The sequence below is a fragment of the uncultured Caballeronia sp. genome (assembly GCF_964243625.1).
GTDB lineage: Bacteria > Pseudomonadota > Gammaproteobacteria > Burkholderiales > Burkholderiaceae > Caballeronia.
Genome location: NZ_CAXTGZ010000048.1, coordinates 1 through 19,147, shown reverse-complemented (window position 1 = coordinate 19,147; position 19,147 = coordinate 1). Strand labels below are relative to the sequence as shown.

Annotated in this window: 16 protein-coding genes and 2 CRISPR repeat arrays; of the genes, 5 read left to right on the top strand and 11 right to left on the bottom strand. The window is 57.9% G+C overall.

Features of this window, described 5'->3' with window-relative positions; all coding sequences use genetic code 11:
* Position 1: 1 nt before the first annotated feature.
* Positions 2-828: a CRISPR direct-repeat array (repeat unit 25 nt; unit sequence CCCACGCGCCCGTGAAGAGCGCGAC).
* A 223-nt stretch (positions 829-1,051) separates the two neighbouring features.
* The 7 genes from cas2 to ACFFAR_RS05355 all read right to left on the bottom strand — a co-directional run bounded on the left by cas2 (position 1,052) and on the right by ACFFAR_RS05355 (position 8,719).
* Positions 1,052-1,342 (bottom strand): CRISPR-associated endonuclease Cas2, encoded by a 291-nt coding sequence (cas2, locus tag ACFFAR_RS05385; RefSeq protein WP_062168634.1) that lies wholly within the window; start codon positions 1,340-1,342, stop codon positions 1,052-1,054.
* A gap of 10 nt (positions 1,343-1,352) precedes the next feature.
* The gene (gene cas1c, locus ACFFAR_RS05380; RefSeq protein WP_174363835.1) at positions 1,353-2,393 is read right to left on the bottom strand and encodes a type I-C CRISPR-associated endonuclease Cas1c; all 1,041 of its coding nucleotides are present in this window, start codon (positions 2,391-2,393) and stop codon (positions 1,353-1,355) included.
* A 2-nt stretch (positions 2,394-2,395) separates the two neighbouring features.
* Positions 2,396-3,040: a CRISPR-associated protein Cas4 gene (gene cas4 / locus ACFFAR_RS05375; RefSeq protein ID WP_174363836.1), complete on the bottom strand. Its 645-nt coding sequence runs from the start codon at positions 3,038-3,040 to the stop codon at positions 2,396-2,398.
* A 4-nt stretch (positions 3,041-3,044) separates the two neighbouring features.
* Positions 3,045-3,917 (bottom strand): type I-C CRISPR-associated protein Cas7/Csd2, encoded by an 873-nt coding sequence (cas7c, locus tag ACFFAR_RS05370; RefSeq protein WP_375507605.1) that lies wholly within the window; start codon positions 3,915-3,917, stop codon positions 3,045-3,047.
* The gene (gene cas8c / locus ACFFAR_RS05365; RefSeq protein ID WP_174363838.1) at positions 3,917-5,728 is read right to left on the bottom strand and encodes a type I-C CRISPR-associated protein Cas8c/Csd1; all 1,812 of its coding nucleotides are present in this window, start codon (positions 5,726-5,728) and stop codon (positions 3,917-3,919) included. Before cas8c ends, cas7c begins: the two co-directional genes overlap by 1 nt.
* Positions 5,725-6,399, bottom strand: coding sequence for a type I-C CRISPR-associated protein Cas5c (cas5c, locus tag ACFFAR_RS05360; RefSeq protein ID WP_174363839.1), 675 nt, complete (start codon positions 6,397-6,399; stop codon positions 5,725-5,727). The genes cas8c and cas5c overlap by 4 nt, the downstream gene beginning before the upstream one ends.
* Before the next feature lie 85 nt (positions 6,400-6,484).
* Entirely contained in the window at positions 6,485-8,719 is a 2,235-nt protein-coding gene (locus ACFFAR_RS05355) for a CRISPR-associated endonuclease Cas3'' (protein WP_375507604.1), read from the bottom strand.
* Positions 8,720-9,027: 308 nt separating this feature from the next.
* Positions 9,028-10,373: direct repeats of the CRISPR family, unit length 31 nt; unit sequence GTTTCAACCCACGCGCCCGTGAGGACGCGAC.
* 431 nt (positions 10,374-10,804) lie between these two features.
* On the opposite strand from ACFFAR_RS05355, the gene ACFFAR_RS05350 reads away from it, so the two are divergent.
* A complete protein-coding gene (locus ACFFAR_RS05350) occupies positions 10,805-11,926 on the top strand; it encodes a PepSY-associated TM helix domain-containing protein (protein WP_375507603.1) in 1,122 nt (373 codons plus the stop codon).
* 51 nt (positions 11,927-11,977) lie between these two features.
* Here the strand turns inward: ACFFAR_RS05350 and ACFFAR_RS05345 are convergent, their stop codons facing one another.
* From ACFFAR_RS05345 to ACFFAR_RS05335, 3 genes are all read right to left on the bottom strand, one after another.
* Positions 11,978-12,703: a PepSY-associated TM helix domain-containing protein gene (locus tag ACFFAR_RS05345; protein WP_075359061.1), complete on the bottom strand. Its 726-nt coding sequence runs from the start codon at positions 12,701-12,703 to the stop codon at positions 11,978-11,980.
* A 173-nt stretch (positions 12,704-12,876) separates the two neighbouring features.
* Positions 12,877-13,941: a serine/threonine protein kinase gene (locus ACFFAR_RS05340; RefSeq protein WP_174362439.1), complete on the bottom strand. Its 1,065-nt coding sequence runs from the start codon at positions 13,939-13,941 to the stop codon at positions 12,877-12,879.
* A 76-nt stretch (positions 13,942-14,017) separates the two neighbouring features.
* Positions 14,018-14,230, bottom strand: a complete 213-nt coding sequence (locus tag ACFFAR_RS05335) for a hypothetical protein (RefSeq protein ID WP_047895387.1) — start codon at positions 14,228-14,230, stop codon at positions 14,018-14,020.
* Positions 14,231-14,572: 342 nt separating this feature from the next.
* On the opposite strand from ACFFAR_RS05335, the gene ACFFAR_RS05330 reads away from it, so the two are divergent.
* The 4 genes from ACFFAR_RS05330 (at position 14,573) to ACFFAR_RS05315 (ending at position 18,444) form a co-directional block, all read left to right on the top strand.
* Complete coding sequence (locus ACFFAR_RS05330) at positions 14,573-15,817, top strand: MFS transporter (RefSeq protein ID WP_062170343.1); 1,245 nt, start codon at positions 14,573-14,575, stop codon at positions 15,815-15,817.
* A gap of 236 nt (positions 15,818-16,053) precedes the next feature.
* Entirely contained in the window at positions 16,054-16,239 is a 186-nt protein-coding gene (locus tag ACFFAR_RS05325; RefSeq protein ID WP_047895389.1) for a hypothetical protein, read from the top strand.
* A gap of 285 nt (positions 16,240-16,524) precedes the next feature.
* A complete protein-coding gene (locus ACFFAR_RS05320; RefSeq protein ID WP_174362440.1) occupies positions 16,525-17,307 on the top strand; it encodes a DUF1295 domain-containing protein in 783 nt (260 codons plus the stop codon).
* Between the two features lie 24 nt (positions 17,308-17,331).
* Positions 17,332-18,444 carry a cyclopropane-fatty-acyl-phospholipid synthase family protein gene (locus tag ACFFAR_RS05315; protein WP_075359058.1) on the top strand — a complete coding sequence of 371 codons (1,113 nt, stop codon included), beginning with the start codon at positions 17,332-17,334 and terminating at the stop codon, positions 18,442-18,444.
* On the opposite strand, the gene ACFFAR_RS05310 is transcribed toward ACFFAR_RS05315, so the two are convergent.
* Positions 18,445-19,147: amidase family protein (locus ACFFAR_RS05310; protein ID WP_375507602.1), on the bottom strand; the 703-nt coding region annotated here is incomplete at its 5' end.

Genomic DNA, 19,147 nt, shown 5'->3' with positions numbered 1-19,147 from the left:
ACCCACGCGCCCGTGAAGAGCGCGACCCGTGGCATCTTCGGTAATCAAATACGTTTCAAAAGTTTCAACCCACGCGCCCGTGAAGAGCGCGACGTAATCCTGTACGAGCTGCACCGCCGCTGCATCGGGTTTCAACCCACGCGCCCGTGAAGAGCGCGACATACAAGGGCAGCGCTACTGCGCGGGGCACAAAGGTTTCAACCCACGCGCCCGTGAAGAGCGCGACAAGCTTCTACCGTAACGCCGTACTAACTACTTCCCGTTTCAACCCACGCGCCCGTGAAGAGCGCGACACCCCATGGATTGATGCTCGTGAGCGCTTTTTACGAGTTTCAACCCACGCGCCCGTGAAGAGCGCGACAAAAGAAGAAGGAGGAAGGAAGAAGAAAAGGAGGTTTCAACCCACGCGCCCGTGAAGAGCGCGACCCGGCGAGAAATGGATTCGAGTCACGGACGATGAGTTTCAACCCACGCGCCCGTGAAGAGCGCGACATTAATTCTTTTGCTGCTTATAAAACCCACTCAGTTTCAACCCACGCGCCCGTGAAGAGCGCGACCGAGATCTCCATAAGTAATGCAGGCTCCCGCCCGCGAGTTTCAACCCACGCGCCCGTGAAGAGCGCGACATCCAAAGCCGCAAGGCGCTGGGATGGTCACAGGTTTCAACCCACGCGCCCGTGAAGAGCGCGACTGATCAGCTGCCATGCGTAGTGCGTGCTGCATGCCTGTTTCAACCCACGCGCCCGTGAAGAGCGCGACCTTTCCTGCTTTATTCAGCGCGTATGCTTTTTGCGCCGTTTCAACCCACGCGCCCGTGAAGAGCGCGACCCCACCTAACCTAACCCACTGTACTGCCAGACAAAAACCGCTCAATTCCGCGAACCTCTGCTTTTCGGTAGCCCAAACACGCCTCCGTCCTCAAATTCCCACCGTGCTTAAAAAAATCCCTAACAAATTCAACGCCGTGCAAATCCGCGAACCTCCCCGTAAAATCCCGGTCGCTACACGTTCGCACTCGCCCAAACAATCAAACCAAAACGGCGATCCCATCTCAAACAATCAACGGCGCATTAAAATCCACCGCTTCTTTCGCGCCGATGTGTTCAATCCGCCGCTCCCAGTTATTCCCAAGGAAGTAGAACCGCAAACTATCCACATCGGGATCGATCACACTGACAAGCCGGCGTTTTAACAGCGTCCATTGGGCGGCATCGACTTCAATCTCGAACACCGAGTACTGCACCCGCTGGCCAAAATCCTTGCAGGCGCGAGCGACGCGTCGCAAACGGCGCGCGCCGCCCTCCGTCGATGTCGCCACGTCGTAGCTCACAAGCACCATCATCGTGATGACCTCATTTCCATAAAAATGCCGGATAGGCGTCGATGTCCCCGCGCAAATGCCGTGCGAGCAACTGCGCCTGCACAAACGGCACCATGCCAAGAGGGATTTTTTCATCGAGAAACGGATGCGCGATCTCGTCACGTTTCCGCTCCTGGTAAGCAATGAGCAATGCCTTTCGCGATGTCTCCGTAAGCAGGCACGCACCGTTATCGAGGAAACGGAAATCTTTCTTGTTCAACTGCTTCCGATTGATCATCGATAAAGCCAGCCGGTCTGCAAGCACCGGCCGCATTTCTTCGATGAGATCGAGCGCGAGACTCGGTCGCCCCGGCCGGTCGCGGTGCAGGAAACCCACAGCGGGGTCCAGGCCGACGGTCTCGAGCGCCGAACGGCAATCGTGCGTGATCAGCGTGTATAAAAACGAAAGGACGGCGTTGATTGCGTCGAGCGGTGGGCGCCGACTTCGGCCATTGAACTTGAAGGCAGGATCATCGATACGAACGAGATGCTGAAAAACGCCAAAGTAACTTTGCGCGGCTTCGCCTTCCAGTCCCCGCAACACATCGATCTCGTTTTCACTTTGCAGCCGGCGCGAAATGATCAGCAACCGCTTCTGCGCGCGCTCGAGTTCGAGACGGATCTCGTCGGCAAAACCATCGCCGTAATCACGCAGCGCGCGGTTCAGAACGGCGCGCTGGTTATGTATTTTTCCGGATACCACATTTCGCACGATGGGCGCGGCGCGAACAAGGTCGTCGCTCACGCGATACTGCTCCCGTCGCAGCAGCACGTTTCCCGAGACCGGCCCTTCCACTCGCGCGAGAAAACGACCGTGCATCGATAGATACGCGACGCTCACACCGGACTCGGCACAAAAGCCGAGCAATGGCGGCGAAATCATCACGCGCCCGAAGCACACGACGCTTGCCAGCATGTGGATGGGCAACCGGGCACGTTCGTCGCCTTCCACTTCCATCACGACATTTGCGCCGTCTTTTTTGAGCCACGCGCCTTCGGTGGTGACGTACAACGTATTGAGTTGTCGTCGCAAAGTTAGTCCTCGAGTTGCGCCGCGAACCACGCTTTCGCCGAAGCATGTCGACCCAACATTTGTGGCCGGCAGTCATCGATCAGCGAACACGAGTCGCAGCGGCTTGCTTCATAACGCGCGGTAGGTGTGTGGCCATCGCGAACGAGCGCGCGCACCGCATCGATCGTGCCGATGGTCAGCGCGCGCAATTCTTTATCGATGGACACAACACGACGGCGGCGCGTCTTCCCGTAAAAGAGCGCGCCTTCCTGGATGGACTGCTTCGACATGTATTCCAGACACAGCGTCTGGGCGCAAAGCTGAACTTCGTCCGCCCGATGCGCTTTCGGTTTGCCGCGCTTGTATTCGACAGGGTAAGCGCGCTCGACATGTTCGCTATCCTGACGATGAAATTCCACGACATCGGCAACGCCGGCAATACCCAGATCAGCGTTCGATAAAGGCATTGCCGTAACGGTGCGCACGCCTTGCCGGTTCTCCGCGTGGGGTGTGTCGGCGCGCTCGTGCAAAACACGACCCTCGGCGGTGAAGAGGTTCTCGCTCCATATTTGTTCAAGGTGGATCAGCGCGCATTGCCGTGGACAAAACAGATAATGCTGGAGCGCGGACAGGGCGATGGTTTCGTCGACCGCGGGTGTGCTTGTCATCGCATCAGATTTGATGGATAACTTCGACGCCGCTCGGAATTTTCGACTTATCGACGGACACGTTGTAGTCGGAGAAACGTCGTGCCGGAAGTTCGGCGCCCTCTGTCACGCGATCGACACTGACTGCATCGAAAAGCGTATGCGCTGGCGCATTGCCCAATGCGCTCTCGTGCTTGAACACGATAAGCTTGCGCGCTGCCATTTCGCCGCGGGCAGCAGAGCGGTCATGCTCAAACATGTTGGTCAGCGAACGCCACACGAGTTCGAGATCGTCGTTGGTGAACCCGGTGCGCTCTGCAAGTTTCGCCGATATGAACCCATGCGCACGATACAGACCATAGGGGAGGATGTGCTTGCGGCCCATGGTGCGATCCGAGTTCTCCGCGTCCTTTTCGTTTGTCACGCACATGCGCGTGATGGACACTTCCATTGGCACGACGGGTTCTATCGACTGAGCAAAAGCTAACTGGATCGGGCCGCGCACTTGTCCGCAATTGACGCCCGTGCTCATGACTGCGCCAAAAGCACGGATGTCGAAGAAGTTCGTACACATCCACTTTGTGAGCGCTTCGGCATCTTTGGGATTTTTAGGCATTTTCTTGTCCGCCGGCACAAGGTTGAGCGCTTCATATCCCAACTTATTCTGGAGATTGAGGACCGCTTTTTCCTGCATGTAAATAGCGTGGCCGGCCTTATTGTCTTTTTCCAGCGTGACGTAGTTCCGGATCTTCCGTTTCAGACAGACATCGGTAACCAAACCCAAATTGGTTTCGGGATCGACGCGCGGCAGATTGCCAGCATCGGGATCACCATTCGGATTGCCGTTGGTGACGTCAAACAAATAAACGAACTCGTAGCGATTGGCGATAGTGGTCATTAAATGGTCTCCAGAGTTTCATCGGGAACGTTTACGGTCCCATCCTTGCTGACTTTCGGTCGAAATCGCTCGTTGCGCTGGTGGTAATAGCCGATAGCGAAGCGGCCTTGATCTTCAAGGCGGAGTGTCTTCGGAAATTCGCAGCCAAGCTCTTCAATGATTTGCTGCGCTTCTTTTTCGAGCGATATTGCGAGGCCTTTGCCCTTAGGATCTTTCATCGCCTTGGACAGATGATTCTGGGCGCCTCGCATCAGAACGGGAAAGACGCCCGCGGGCATAGCCGAAGCCGATCCGTAATATCGATCCTTGATGCTTGCGCTAACTGAGTGCAATGCGGCTTCCTGAATGCTTTCCAGCACAGAAAAAAGTCGTCCGAGTAAATAACCCGGCGTAGTGACGCTTCTATCCAGACTCACAGGTACCTCCTGTTGGTGATCTTTGTTGTTGAGGCGCTGATCTCGCCTCAAAACTGCTTTGCACAATGCGGCGCGCAATCCGGAGATATCACCGTCGGCACGCATGCGCATGATTGCCGCGCTCAATAAATTTCGCGGGTAACGGTCTCCGCTAAGTATTGAGCGCATCACGGAACCCGCTAAGAGCGGTGGAACGTTTTCAGTCTTCTCCTGAGCGGCGATGGACGCAAGCAAACGCCACACGGCGGGGGGCGTTTTCCAGGGACGCGGCTCAATGGCAAGGTCGTCGTAGTGCCGCGCAAGCCGCTTCGCGAATTCGCCCAGACCTTCAGTGAACCAATAGCGCACCGAGAGCCGCGATGCGTTCGGCGATAAACCGAGCACGAATATCCGGGTCTCGGCATCCAGATTCACGTCGAGGTAACGCATGGCGCGTCCTTCCGAGACTGCATCAAGCGCCTGTTTGAGCTTCTCGGCTTCGGCGGAGTCGCTAGGCGGCGGTTCCAGCGCACTAAAGAAAAAGTCTTCCGCGGCCTCTTGCTCCTTCTGACTCTTCGCTTCCGCCCAAAACACGACACTTGCATCGCCGATTTGCACGCACTGACGATGATGCGGATCGCGCAGCAGCAGGTAATTCAGAACCGTTGTATATGCGAACGCCGCGTGTACCGATACAGGCGCATTCCCGCCGCGGTCCTTGCCATAAGAATCAAAAGCGTCGAGATTGAATGAAACGATGGACGCGCCCGACGATTGCGCGCCCCACACGCCCTTGATTGCTGGATGAAGCCGCGCTATGGGACGTGTCTCGCCGCTCACCAGACACAAGCCAAGCGGGGAGTCGTCGGTCGCGCTGTATCGCTTGATCAACTCCTGCGCCGCGGCGCGTTCGTGGATGTATTCCTGCTCACCATCCAGCCGAAACACAATGTTTGCACCGAAGATCGCCGGTCCATGTTTGACGATGGCTTCACACTGCTGCCATTGATCGGGAATCCATTCCTCGATGAACTTGCGCAAGGCGACAAGGCCGTCGTCGGTGGCATCGGCGAGACGCTCCAGGTGAAGCGCCTTGAACACGCCATGAGATCGAACATTTAACGTCGGGACATCGGAGTCTTTCCTGTGCTCCACGCCGAGCACGAACGCGGTCTTGTCCCATAGGAAAAACGGCGGCGGCGCGGTGCCCGATCGCTTGAACGATGCCGGGACAGTCAGCATGACCCATTTCGATTTTTTGTCGCTGGGATCGCTCAGGCTGATGATGTCCTGCACCTTTCCGTGGCGATCCAGCAGAATGCAGTAGCCGATCTTTTCCTGTGTCAATCCGAACGCCGGGACTTTTCCCTGCGCCGCGAGGCGTTCGTAATATTCCACGAGCGATTTGAAGATCATGCTGCACGCTCAGCGAAGGGCAGCGCAGGAACATCGATCCATCCATCCTTGATCGATGCCCTGAAAAAATGCGGCGTCATGCCGTTATCGAAATCGATGTCGTGAAGCATCCAGCCGAGATCTTTTTCGGCAATCAGCGATTGGTGCGGCGTCCGCGCCTCATCATTACCCTCAAGCAAACTAAAATCAGCGGGAAATTCACGCACGCCGAAACACGGCATCTGAAAACACTGACCTTTGCGCGCACGCCGATTAAAAATGTCGAGATGCTTGCCGATGGAATCACCTTCTTCGGCTTTGTCTGTCAGCGTGAAATGTGCTTCTATCACATAGGCTACGTCTCTGAGAATAGATGCAGCGCGCTGTTGACGGTCTTCATCGACGTAGTTGGCGAGGCCTTCCAGCGTGCCTTTTTTCATAGCCGAGCGCGCGCTCGATGCCGGAATCTTGCTGGCAACTTCATTGCGGCGAATGGTGTCGAAGCGAATCTCGTTCAGCACCTGAATGCGATCGATGACCCAGCGAATCGCGGGTTTCCAATGGATGGCTTCCACAATGCCGCGCGCGGCCGAAGGTGTGATGACGTCGTAGGACACGCGCTCAACTTTCATTTCCGGGCGCGTGAACAACGCCCTCTCGCCCCTTACTAGCAAACGAATTCCGTATGCCACCGTTTTCTCCTTTATTTGACGCAGGACATCGCCGCCCGATGCCGGCTCGCGGCTTCAGGCGGACGCAACCGATTGGAAATCCGGGTTATTGAATGAGGCTGTCTGGATCGAGCAGCATCGTGCCGTCAAGCTGCAAGCCAAAACGGTCGTTGTATAAGTGCATGGTGATCAGTTGCATGAACTGCGTGCCGTATTTGTCGGGCGCGACCGGTTGAATGGCGCCACTGGCGGCAAGTGCGTCGTGCGCGTTGCGCGGAATCTGTATGAGATACGGTTGCAGCTTTCGCGCAATGCCACCGCAGCTTTCCGTGTGTTCGAGGTCTCGCAGCAGCGCCTTGCATTCGCCGTCAGCGGGAATGATCACCGGCATTTGCACGCTTTCGATCATCTGGAACTGTTGATCGACAAGCTCGAATTTGAACGCTGCGATCCCATCGGCCTCGATTGTTCCTAACAGATTGCATCCGTCAAGTTTGTCCGCGCCGATCTGCCAATAAAGCGCGCCGAAGTATTCATTGATCGCGGCGATTGACAGCGGGTCAGCCTTGGCGGCACGCATGATTTCTCGCGCTTTGTCGGCGAGCGGCATCAATGCTTTTGGTGGCGCCCAATCGGGGTTTGCCGTTGAAAAGACTTCGACGATGCTCTCTGCGCGCGATCTCTTTCCGCTTCGATTGCAGCGACCGGCCGCCTGAGCGATTGAATCCAGCCCGGCTTCGGCGCGCAACACGTACGGAAAATCGATATCGACGCCAGCTTCAATCAATGACGTCGATATAAGGCGGCACGGATTTTCCCTTTTCAGCGTCTCGCGCACTTCGCTCAATACACGCGTTCGATGTTTGGGGTACATCAGCGTACTCAAGTGGCGCGCGCCTTCCTCATCTGCGATCGACACGTAAAGCGCCTGCGCATGCCGCCTGTTATTGACGATGGCGAGCGCCTGCTCGTGGTGGCGCATGCGCTGGGTCAGGGCGTCGTCGTCAAGCGTGCCTGCGGATACTATGGTGACACGCGCCAAGGTTTCAAACAGTGCCTCTGGATCGGGCGCAAGTTCTATTACGTCCTTGAAGCCGCCCGCGAACTTCGGCGCGTTGAGGGCGGGTTGCGTTGCGGTGCATAGCGCGACGCTCGTTCGATAATTGAGCGCAAGTTCGTCGAGCACGGCTACGCACGGGCGCAGCAGTTTCAGTGGGAGCGCCTGAGCTTCATCGAGAATGACAACGCTGCCCGTAATGTTATGCAACTTGCGGCATTGAGACGGTTTCGATGAATACAAGCTCTCGAAGAATTGCACCGATGTCGTCACGATAATCGGCGCGTCCCAGTTGTCCATCACGACGCGTAACTTTGCCGCAGCTTCCGGATTCTTGCCGGGCGTTGGAACGAACGCGCTGTGATGCTCGAGCACGGCGGCATCGCCCAGATCGCCGAATGCTTTCTTGAACACAGCCGCATTTTGCTCAACGATGCTCGTGAACGGAATCACGAAAATCACGCGGTCGAGGCCATGCGCGATGGCGTGATCAAGCGCGAATGCCAGAGAGGTCAGCGTCTTGCCGCCGCCAGTTGGTACGGTCAGCGAGAACATGCCGACGCGATCATTTGTGTGCGATCGGGCGTGCGTGAGAATTTGGGCGCGGGTTATATCGATGGGCTTTTCGACTTTGAACGTGCCTAAATGTGCGTCTAGTTTTGCGCGCAATTCAATGAGCGTCGGCTTGGGTGTGTCGCGATCGAGCGGACGATTTTCTATTTTGGAATAGAAGCGGTCGGTATCGAGGTAATCGCCATCTACGACGCACGAGAAAATCATCCGCGTCAGAAGAGACATTTGAAACTGCAGGCGGTCCGCGTTTTTATGCCATGTGGTTGGCGCCATTTCCCTCGGCGTTGCCGGCAACGTCAGGTCTTTCAGATAGTCGTTGAATAGGGGAGGAAGTTCCGCGGCTAGTCGGCCGTCGAGTGAAGTGCGTGTTCCAGGGTCGCGGCCGTTTGCCAATCCCGCGTGGTGACCTGCAATACCGTAGGCCATCATGCGGCCTAATGCGCCGTATTTTTCGGATGCAACTTTAGCGCCCCATGTGGCATGGTCAACGCGTTGACCGCCTCGGATTCGCTGTTGGTATGCGTCAGTGTATTTGCCGAGATCGTGCAGCTTTCCAGCCGTTTCCGCGAGGACTGTGGCGCCGAAATGTTTGGCCGCTTGGCCCGCGAGTTTTCCCACCGCGTTCAGATGATCTGGGAGTGTTTGCCAGTCAGTTTCGTCAGCGTTAGACGTGGAGTGTGCGTGGAAAATTCTTGTCACGGGCGTCGCCATTTGGAACGGTTGGCAGGCGTTTTACTCGTGGGGAACAGGCGGCTTGGGTCGCCGCTTTATCGATGTTCAACCTGCAATTCGCAGAGCTTACTATCGGCGGTATCTTATAAAATGAATTTAGTGTAATTTTTTGAGTGAGTTGGTAGGGCCGCGGAATGACCGACCTTGATGTCATTCAAATTTCAGACTGTGTGCAGGGGGAAACGCAGCGTTTTGCCGCTGTGGAGCGTCGCGGTCTTGGCTGTTTTTTCAACGCGCCTCGTGAATGCGCGACGGTTCGAGCGCGGTGGCCGTGTGTACTTGCGCCACTTTTAAGTCACGCGCCCGTGGGGACGCGACCTTCGTACGTCCAGACCTCCTGGATGGTTGAGTGTGTTTCAACCCATGCGCCTGTGAGGACGCGACTCACCGCGCCATTACTCTTTGCCAGTTGCACCAGTTTCAACCCACGCGCCCGTGAGGACGCGACGCAAGAAGCACGTATGCCGCACAAAAAGCGAGAGTTTCAACCCACGCGCCCGTGAGGACGCGACGTTGCGCATCATCGAACCGATCTGGTTGACCAAGTTTCAACCCACGCGCCCGTGAGGACGCGACCGTCTGGCGTGAGTGTTCAAACGCGCCGTTGTTTTCGTTTCAACCCACGCGCCCGTAAGGACGCGACCAGCAACGCACGCAGCGCGGGAACGCCATGTTTATGTTTCAACCCACGCGCCCGTGAGGACGCGACCGGACCAAATGCAACTCACTGATCATTTTTCCCTCGAAGTTTCAACCCACGCGCCCGTGAGGACGCGACACGCGATGTGGGACCACCTGACGAGTGGATGGCAGTTTCAACCCACGCGCCCGTGAGGACGCGACCTGACTCTGTAGCACTTCGCCGCTTTCATACTTGTTGTTTCAACCCACGCGCCCGTGAGGACGCGACGCATGTCAAGGGAATGAGGATAAAAGGCTATGAAGAGTTTCAACCCACGCGCCCGTGAGGACGCGACGACGTTACCGAGCCGCCAGGATTTCAAGTGGCTGCAAGTTTCAACCCACGCGCCCGTGAGGACGCGACACGATGATGCACGCTGCCTCCTGTGGCTCGGCCAGTTTCAACCCACGCGCCCGTGAGGACGCGACGAACCGAAATCCCTCGCGCACGGCGGCTTTGCCTGTAGTTTCAACCCACGCGCCCGTGAGGACGCGACTCCAAGGAGCGCGACCGAAGGCCCACCGACAAGGTTTCAACCCACGCGCCCGTGAGGACGCGACACTGCACACATCCCCATGTGTTACTTGCTGCTGCGAGTTTCAACCCACGCGCCCGTGAGGACGCGACCTGCGACTGAGCCATGTCGCCGGTCGGCAAAATTCCGTTTCAACCCACGCGCCCGTGAGGACGCGACGCCCTGGTCTTTTGTCTGTTTCATTTTGAGATAGTTTCAACCCACGCGCCCGTGAGGACGCGACATCGTGATCTGGATGGACCGCGATGAGGCGTACGTTTCAACCCACGCGCCCGTGAGGACGCGACCAAGAAACGATAGCCGGCCGTATTGCGGATTATCGTTTCAACCCACGCGCCCGTGAGGACGCGACGCAGGCGAAGCTCATCGGCTGGCCGTCATAGGTGTTTCAACCCACGCGCCCGTGAGGACGCGACCTCATCCCATGTAACCTACTGTTTTCAAAGCCACCAACACCGTCGTTCCGGGAACCTGCTGCAAAACGCTGCTTAGCATCGCCAAGAAACTGCACAGCCAGCGCCTCATCCATATAAAACCGTTACAAATCAGAGCGTCTATCATTCCGCGAACCTCCCCGTAAAACACCGGTCGCTACCGGTTCGCGCTTGCCAGTCTCATCGACCCAACTCAAAGCCCCCGCACATTAACGCCACAAAACCGCCTCATAAATCACCCAACAAACCCGGCCGAATATTACCCCAAGCAATTTCGTTCTCCGGACCATTAAGCAAACCGAAAGGCTGGGTCGCCCGCGTATATAATAATCATTCTCATTTAGACGCCAACCGGACGCGTCCAACGCCCCACTCGCCCAGCAACCCAACCAGAACAAACCGCAATTCGCCTCATGCTCACCCCCCAATCCCTCCGCACCTGGTCCTTCGTCCATCGATGGACGAGCATCGTGTGCACGGCCTTCATGCTCTTGTTGTGCCTCACCGGCTTGCCGCTGGTCTTCGGCCACGAGCTCGATGTGCTTCTGGGCGATGCCATCGAAGCTCCCGAACTCCCGGCGAACCAAGCCATCGCGCGCGTAACCTACGACGCCATCCTGAAATCCGCGCTGACGAAAAATCCCGGCCACGTGCCGCAATACATGATCTGGGAGCCGGATGAACCCATGCTGCCGATCATCGTTACCGCGCCGCGCGCCGATACGCCGCCCGACGACACCCAAAGCACCACCATCGATGGCCGCACGGCCAAAGCGTTAGGCGCGCCCCCGGGCAAGGGATCGCTGAAATTCATCCTGCTGAAACTGCACGTCGATATGTTCGCCGGCCTGCCTGGCAAGCTGTTCCTCGGCGCGATGGGCGTGACGTTTGTCGCCGCGATCGTCTCGGGCGTGGTGGTCTATCTGCCGTTCTGGAAGAAGGTCGGTTTGGGTCGCGTGCGGATCAAAAAGTCGCGGCGCATCGCGTGGCTCGATGGCCACAACGCGCTCGGCATGCTGACGCTGGTCTGGGCGCTGCTCGTCGGCGCCACGGGTTCCATCAACACGCTCGCCGACCTTCTGCTCGATGCCTGGCGCAACGACCAGCTCGCGCAAATGCTCGCGCCGTATCAAGGCAAACCGCCGGTCGTCGCAACCGCGTCCATCGACGAAGCGATAAAGACCGCGCGCAACACGGCGCCATCGATGATTCCCTCGTTCGTCGCATTTCCCGGCACGCGTTTCAGCAGTCCGCATCACTACACGGTGTTCATGCGTGGCGACGGCATCTTGACGACGCGGATGCTGCGCCCGGTTCTTATCGATGCCGAAACCGGCGCGCTCACCGATTCGCGCGAATTGCCGTGGTATTTGAAGTTGCTGCTCGGTTCGCAACCGCTGCACTTTGGTGATTTCGGCGGCATGCCGCTGAAGATCTTCTGGGCAGCGTTCGATGTACTGACGATCGTCGTGCTGGGTAGCGGCTTGTATCTGTGGTTATCGCGTGGGAACAAGAACAAAGCCAAGCCCGCGTGAACGAAAAAACCCCGCGCGTGCGGGGTTTTTTATTGAATCAACTAGCAGCGCTTACATCAACCCCATCCAGACCATCGCAACAATCGAAGCCGCCACGATCACCGCGCCGACGGTCTTGCGTTTGTTCAACTCGGTCCACAACAACACGCCGGTCAGCGACAACAAGATGATGCTGCCCGCGAGCGTATCGATCAGTAGCACCCAACCCACGCTCAGGCCCACGCCCTTGTGCAGATTGCTCATGGTCGAAAGAAAGCTGTTCTCGCTTTTCTTGACCGATACAAACCCGTTCCCCACCCAATATTCCGCCGATACCGACCCGCTGGGCGACGCCACCGCCACCGTCCACTGTTCCGGCTGCATGGTTTTCTGATCGCCCCAGCCCACCGCATGCGCCGGTTCGCGTTTCGCCCGGCCGAGATTGCCTTCGATCTTGAGTTCTTTCTTGAGCCATTTGCCGAGGTCCATCGGCGACTTGAGGCCTTGGGCGGGTAGCGCCAGTTGCATCTGCGAGACCTGCGGTTCGCCGCTCGAAATCCTCAACGGACCCGCACGATGATTCAGCAGGAAGCCGGTCGAACCAAAGAGCAACCCGAGCACCGCGCCCCACAATCCCACCCATCCATGTACTTTGCGCAGCCATTTGATGAACGTGGCGCGGCGCGAACGCTGTTTGCGGGATATCTGGTCGGCGTCGTCGATGTGCCTGTTGCCGTGCGGCGCGTACTGCATCGTGGTCGCGTTGGACGCGGGATCAAGGGTTTCGGGCGCGTTCACGCGTCTCTCCAGTCTTACGATTCGGGGGAATATCGGATGGCTCAGCTGACCGATGCACACAGATGCGCATCGGCCAAGGCAATTCTCGAATGAGAATAGTTATCATTACACGTCGAATTGTTTCTTTCAACGGTTTTGTAAGGGGAGCGGCGCCTTCCCTTGAAGAGCGGCGATTACAAGGGCCAGAGCGGCCCTTCCTCCATTGCACCGACCTGCTCGCGCAATTCAAGAATCCGGTCTTCCCAGTAACGTTGCGTGTTGAACCATGGAAACGCTGCCGGGAACGCGGGGTCGTTCCATCGACGTGCCAGCCACGCCGCGTAATGAATCAGCCGCAATGTGCGGAGCGCCTCGACCAGATGAAGTTCGCGCGGCTCGAAGTCGCAGAAATCCTCATAACCTGCCAGCAAATCGCCCAGCGCCCGCGATGCCTCCGCGCGATCCCCCGGCAGCAGCAGCCACAAGTCCTGAATGGCCGGCGCCATGCGGCTGTCGTCGAAATCGACGAAATGCGGACCCGCGTCGGTCCACAACACGTTGCTCGGATGGCAATCGCCATGAAGCCGGATGCTTTTGATATCACCGGCGCGGTCGTAGCAGCGCTCGACGCCTTCCAGCGCCATGTTCACGACGGTCTCGTACGCTTCGCGGACGTCGTCCGGCACAAAACCGTGCGAAAGCAGGAAGTCACGCGGTTCGTAGCCGAAAGTTTGAATATCGAGCGATGGCCGTTCAACGTAAGGCTTGATCTGCCCAACCGCGTGAATCCGCCCGATAAACCTCCCCAGCCATTCCAGCGTCTGCGGCCGGTCGATATCCGGCGCACGTCCGCCGCGCCGTTCGAAAATGGAGAACCGATACCCCTCGAAGCTATGCAGCGTCGCGCCGCTTATGGTGCGGGCGGGGACGGCCGGGATTTCGCGCTCGTAGAGCGTCGCCACGAACGCATGCTCTTCGAGGATGGCGTTATCGGACCAGCGCTCCGGCCGATAAAACTTCGCGACCATCGGCAGCCCGTCTTCCATGCCGACCTGATACACGCGATTTTCGTAACTGTTGAGGGCGAGCATGCCGCCGTCGGTGCGTTCGCCAATCGGCATCAGGACGCTGTCGAGCGCGTCGAGCATGCGCTCGGGCGTGAGATCGGCGAAGGGCGGAGCGGGCGGGTTTGCGGTGTCGCCAGAGGAGGTTGGGTTCTCGTTTGGCGCGCGCGATGCATCGGAATGGTTCGGGTTCATTCCAGCATTGTGACGCGCATCGCCGGGGGAAGCATCAGCGACACGCGCTTATATCGCGCTTGATTCTCCAGCGCGCTCAATGCATAAGCGCGTTGGTCGGCCGGACGAGTTCGCCGGTATCGATCAGGTCTTCGAGGAAGAACGGTTCTGTGTTGAGCAATTCGGACGTGCCGGGTTCGTCGGCGTACCAGGCAACCATGGCCATGTCGCCAAGAATCCGCATGACGATGCCGCGTGCGCCTTGCGGCACGGCGATATGGACGGAGCGAACGATTGAACCGATTTGCATGATGACTCCCCGAAATGTGCCGGCAGATACCTGGGTGATGTGATGCGTGCCGGTCGGTTCTGGATGAAGCACAGGATTCTAAGGTCTGTGCACGAGACTGCCATGCCGCGTGTGTACTCTGCAGAAGAGCGATGAACCGTGGCGTGTACCAATGATTTCGGCTCAATGGTTGCTCTACTTTAGCGCATCGGTTCTCGTTGAGCGGCATCTCCCGTCGTTTCTAAACGACGCAAACGTAATACATGATTTAGCGAAAGTTTTCTGAAAGCATTTGGGCCGTGCGTCGGCGAGACACGTGGGTTCCCGGTATCGTTACGCGTTTCGCCACTGGGAAATCTTTTCGTGACTTCATCGCCGGCGTCCAAGTTGTCCATCGATCCAACGCCTTATCTCGAACGCGGATCACGCGCTTACTGGCACGCTTCGATTGCGTTGCTGTTTGCAGGCTACGCCACCTTCTCGCTGCTTTACTGTGTGCAGCCGCTCCTTCCTGAGTTCACCAAAACGTTTGGCGTGAGTCCGGCGCAAAGCGCGTTGTCGGTATCGGTGGCGACGGCTGCGCTTGCCATTGCGATCTTTGTCGCGGGCTTCGTTTCCGAAGGATGGAGCCGCCATAAGCTGATGACGCTGTCGCTGACGATCTCTTCGCTCCTGACGATCATCGCCGCGTTCTTGCCGAGCTGGCACGGCCTGTTGATCGTGCGTGCGCTCGAAGGCCTCGCGCTCGGCGGCGTGCCGGCCGTCGCAATGGCGTATCTCGCGGAAGAGGTGCATCCCGATGGCCTCGGCCTCGCGATGGGGCTTTACGTCGGCGGCACGGCAATCGGCGGAATGTCGGGGCGTGTGATCAGCGGGATTCTCGCGGACTTCTTTTCCTGGCGTGTGGCGATAGGCGGGATCGGCGTGCTTGGATTGCTCGCCACGCTTGCGTTTCGTGCGTTGCTGCCGCCGTCCAGGCGCTTCGTGCCGCGCGTGGGCATGGGTTTTACGCATCATCGGACGGCGTTGACAGGGCATTTGAAAAACCGCGGTTTGCCGTTCCTGTTCCTGATGGGTTTCGTGCTGATGGGCAGCTTCGTCACGATCTACAACTACGTAGGGTATCGGCTGATCGCGGCGCCGTTCAATCTGAACCAGACGGAGATCGGCGCGATCTTCGTGGTGTATCTAACGGGCGTGGTGGCGTCGCCGTGGTCCGGAAAGATGGCCGATGTCTTCGGGCGCGGCCGCGTGCTGATCGCGGCGCTCGTGTTGATGATCGCCGGCGTGGCGATGACGCTCTCGACCTCGCTGCCTGTGGTGATCGTGGGCATTGCGTGCATGACGTTCGGTTTCTTTGCTGGTCATTCGGTTGCAAGCGGATGGGTCGGTCTGCTGGCAAAAGGCGCGAAAGGGCAGGCCGCAGCACTGTACTTGCTCGCGTATTACATCGGATCGAGCGTGCTGGGGTCGTGGGGTGGCCATTTCTGGACCATCGATGGCTGGCGCGGCGTGACCGGTCTTGTCTTTGTTTTGCTGGTCATTGGCGTGGGCGGGGCGGACTACCTGCGCAGGCGCGAAAAACGAGAACAGCGAACGGTCGTTTAGATTCGCGCGTGAATGTAACGAAAGTCCGTTGTAAATTTCTTCATACAAGGGTTATTCCGTATCCGCTTAAAAGATCGTGACGCCAAGCCCCGTCAGCTAAGGAACCGGGGTTGGAGGGCGGCAACGTTTGCGCACCGCAGCATGTTTAAACCGAAAAGCGCGTCCTATACTCAAATCGAACGTGCGACGTCTCACGCATTCAGGTGGACGCTGAGCACGGACGATGGGAGACGAGTATGACCACCTACTTCACGATCGGCGACTTCATTCTGATCATCCCGATGGCGCTCGCGGGGATTCTCTTTCTAGGCGCGGTTCCGTGCGCCACGCAGTTCCGCAAGAACACGCTACGCGTATTCGGTGCACTGCTGGGCGTGCTGGTTGCATTCCTGCTGGTTGAAGGACTACCGGCGCTAGTTTAGAAGGCTTGAAATCCGAATGGCGCGCGAATCGAAATCGATCGGTTCTCGCGCACGCTGGACAGGAACTCGACGCTTCAATTAGCGTCGTTCCTGCGATCCCGCTCAGCCTTGCGGGAATGTCCCATGCTCACGTTTCTGACGCCTGTCATGAAACGTCGACCGTTGATATGCTCCTTCTTGAATGACTTAGTCGCATCCGCCGAGCGGTGGCGTGCGTAATTAAAGTTATTCGCTGTCCCAGTCGATGCCGTCCAATTTCAACGATAAAAAGACATCGAGGATTCCATGCCCTTGCTCACCGTTGCGGTCATTGCGTTTGTTGCGCTCATCGTTATCTTTTCGGCGGTCTGGGCGTGGCAGGTCAAATCGAAGAATGCCGGAATGATCGATCCCATCTGGGCGATGTCACTCGGCCTGCTTGCCGTGTTTATCGCCGTGTTTTCGGAAGGCGAGTTGCATACGCGGGTTATCGTGGGGATTGGCGGGCTTGTGTGGGGCATGCGGCTCGGCATTCACTTGTGGAAACGCAATGCCGGTCATGACGAAGACCCGCGTTATCACAAGTTTCGCGAGCAATGGGGCACCGACGCCAACAAGAAAATGTTCTGGTTCTTCCAGCTTCAAGTCGTCATCTCGATGCTGCTGTCCATCGCGTTTTTTGTCCCGGCTTATCGCCTGACGCCGCCGGGTGCGCTGTGGGTGGCGCTGGCCGTGCTGGTCTGGGTGGTATCGATTGCAGGCGAAGCGCTTGCCGATCATCAACTGCACGCGTTCAAAGCCGATCCGTCCAATCACGGCAAGGTCTGCCGCGCAGGTTTGTGGAAATACTCGCGGCATCCGAATTACTTCTTCGAATGCGTGCATTGGGTTGCGTACATTCCGCTGGCCGTGGGTAGTGGATCATGGATCATCGCGATGCTTTTGCCTCCGGTTCTGATGGCGTGGCTCTTGATGAAAGTATCTGGCGTGCCTATGGTGGAAGCTGAGTCCGCTAAAAAGCGGGCGGGATATGCCGATTACATGCGTACGACCAGCGCATTGATTCCGTGGCCACCGCGTCAGTCATAAACAATAATAGCGAGGAGTATTTCCATGAGCGATCTGTCATCCCAGGCGGCTATGCCACAGCCACAAAAACAGGAAGCGCCGGTGGACGGCCGACTGATCGACTGGTGTGAGCGTGGCCGGATTCCGGACTCGCTCGTGCGTCTGGGAATGCGCCGGCTGATGAAACAACGTCTGCGCGACGAAGGTTTGAACGACGGCGAAGCGCGTTCCAAGCGTTTCAATCGTTTGGTCGATGAACTGCGTGCAAGTCCCATTGCTATCGAAACGCAGGCCGCCAATTCGCAGCATTACGAAGTCCCGGCCGAGTTTTTTCACGGGCATCTGGGCGAGCATCTGAAATATTCGTGCTGCTTGTATAGAACGGGCAAGGAAACGCTTGACCAGGCTGAAACGGCGATGCTCGAAGAGTACGCCGTGCGCGCGCAACTTTATGACGGCCAGCGCATTCTCGACTTGGGTTGCGGTTGGGGATCGTTATCGTTGTGGCTGGCTGAAAAGTATCCGCGCTCGCAGATCGTGGGGTTATCGAATTCGCTGGGGCAGCGCGAGTTTATTGAAGTGATGGCGGCCGAGCGTGGCTTGACGAACTTGCGCGTGGTGACGGGGAATATCGTCGATTATCAGTTTGACGAAGCGGTGCTTGGCGACGGGTTTGATCGCGTGCTGTCGATAGAAATGTTCGAGCACATGAAGAACTATCGTCTATTGCTTAACAAGGTTTGCGGATGGATGCGCGAAGACGCGAAGCTCTTTGTGCATGTGTTCGCGCATCGGACACTGGCTTATCACTTTGAAGTGAAGGACGGCAGCGACTGGATGTCGAAGTACTTCTTCACTGGCGGGACGATGCCGTCGGAATCCTTGTTGCTGCATTTCCAGGACGACCTGACAATCGACCGGCAATGGTGGGTGAGCGGCGCGCATTACGAAAAGACTGCGAATCACTGGCTCGAAAATCTCGATGCCGCGCGCAACGAATTGATGCCGTTGCTGGTTCAGACATACGGCGCGGCTGATGCGCCCGTCTGGTTTCAGCGCTGGCGCATGTTTTATATGGCGGTTGCCGAGTTGTTCGGTTATGCAAAGGGCAATGAATGGGGCGTCGCGCATTATCGGTTTGCGAAGCGGCGCGGGTGATCATCGTGCGACCATCAGCGCCGGACGCTTGCTGAACCAGGGCCGTGCAGCTTCGAGTTGCGCGGCCAGTCTGAACAACGTCGCGTCTTCGTTGCGGCGCCCGGCAAACTGCACACCTATAGGCAAGCCACGCGCGTTCCAGTAAAGCGGCACGGACATGGCCGGCTGGCCGGTGAAATTGAAAAGCTCGGTGCATCCGGCCCAGTCGAAAGCCTTCTTCGCCGATACCGCCAGCATTCGCCGCAACAGCGATTCCACCGGGACGGCGGTCAACACACCCATCTGAAAACGCTCGAACTGCGTGGGCTGTCTGGCTCCGATCTTGAACGGCGCGGCGGCGAGCGTGGGCGTGAGCAACACGTCGTAGCGGGTCATCAGCGCGTCCATCCTTGCAATGACCTGGCGCTGCAATTCGAGCGCCGCGGGCAAGTCCTTCTCGCCGATCGACCGGCCGATATGCGCCATCGCCCACGATGCAATCTCGAAGTCAGCGCGCTTCGGCTTCTGGCCGCTGACCTTGTCGGCCTGCAGCACGATCTCTTCGGCTAATACCGCCCACATCACGAGGAATGCGTGCGCGATGGCATCGAAATCCAGTCCGAACGATGCCGGCTCGACGTGGTGGCCGAGCGACTCGGCGAGCTTGGCGGCATCGTCGAGCGCGCTTTTTACATCCGCCGATAACCCCGCCGCCAGTTGCGGC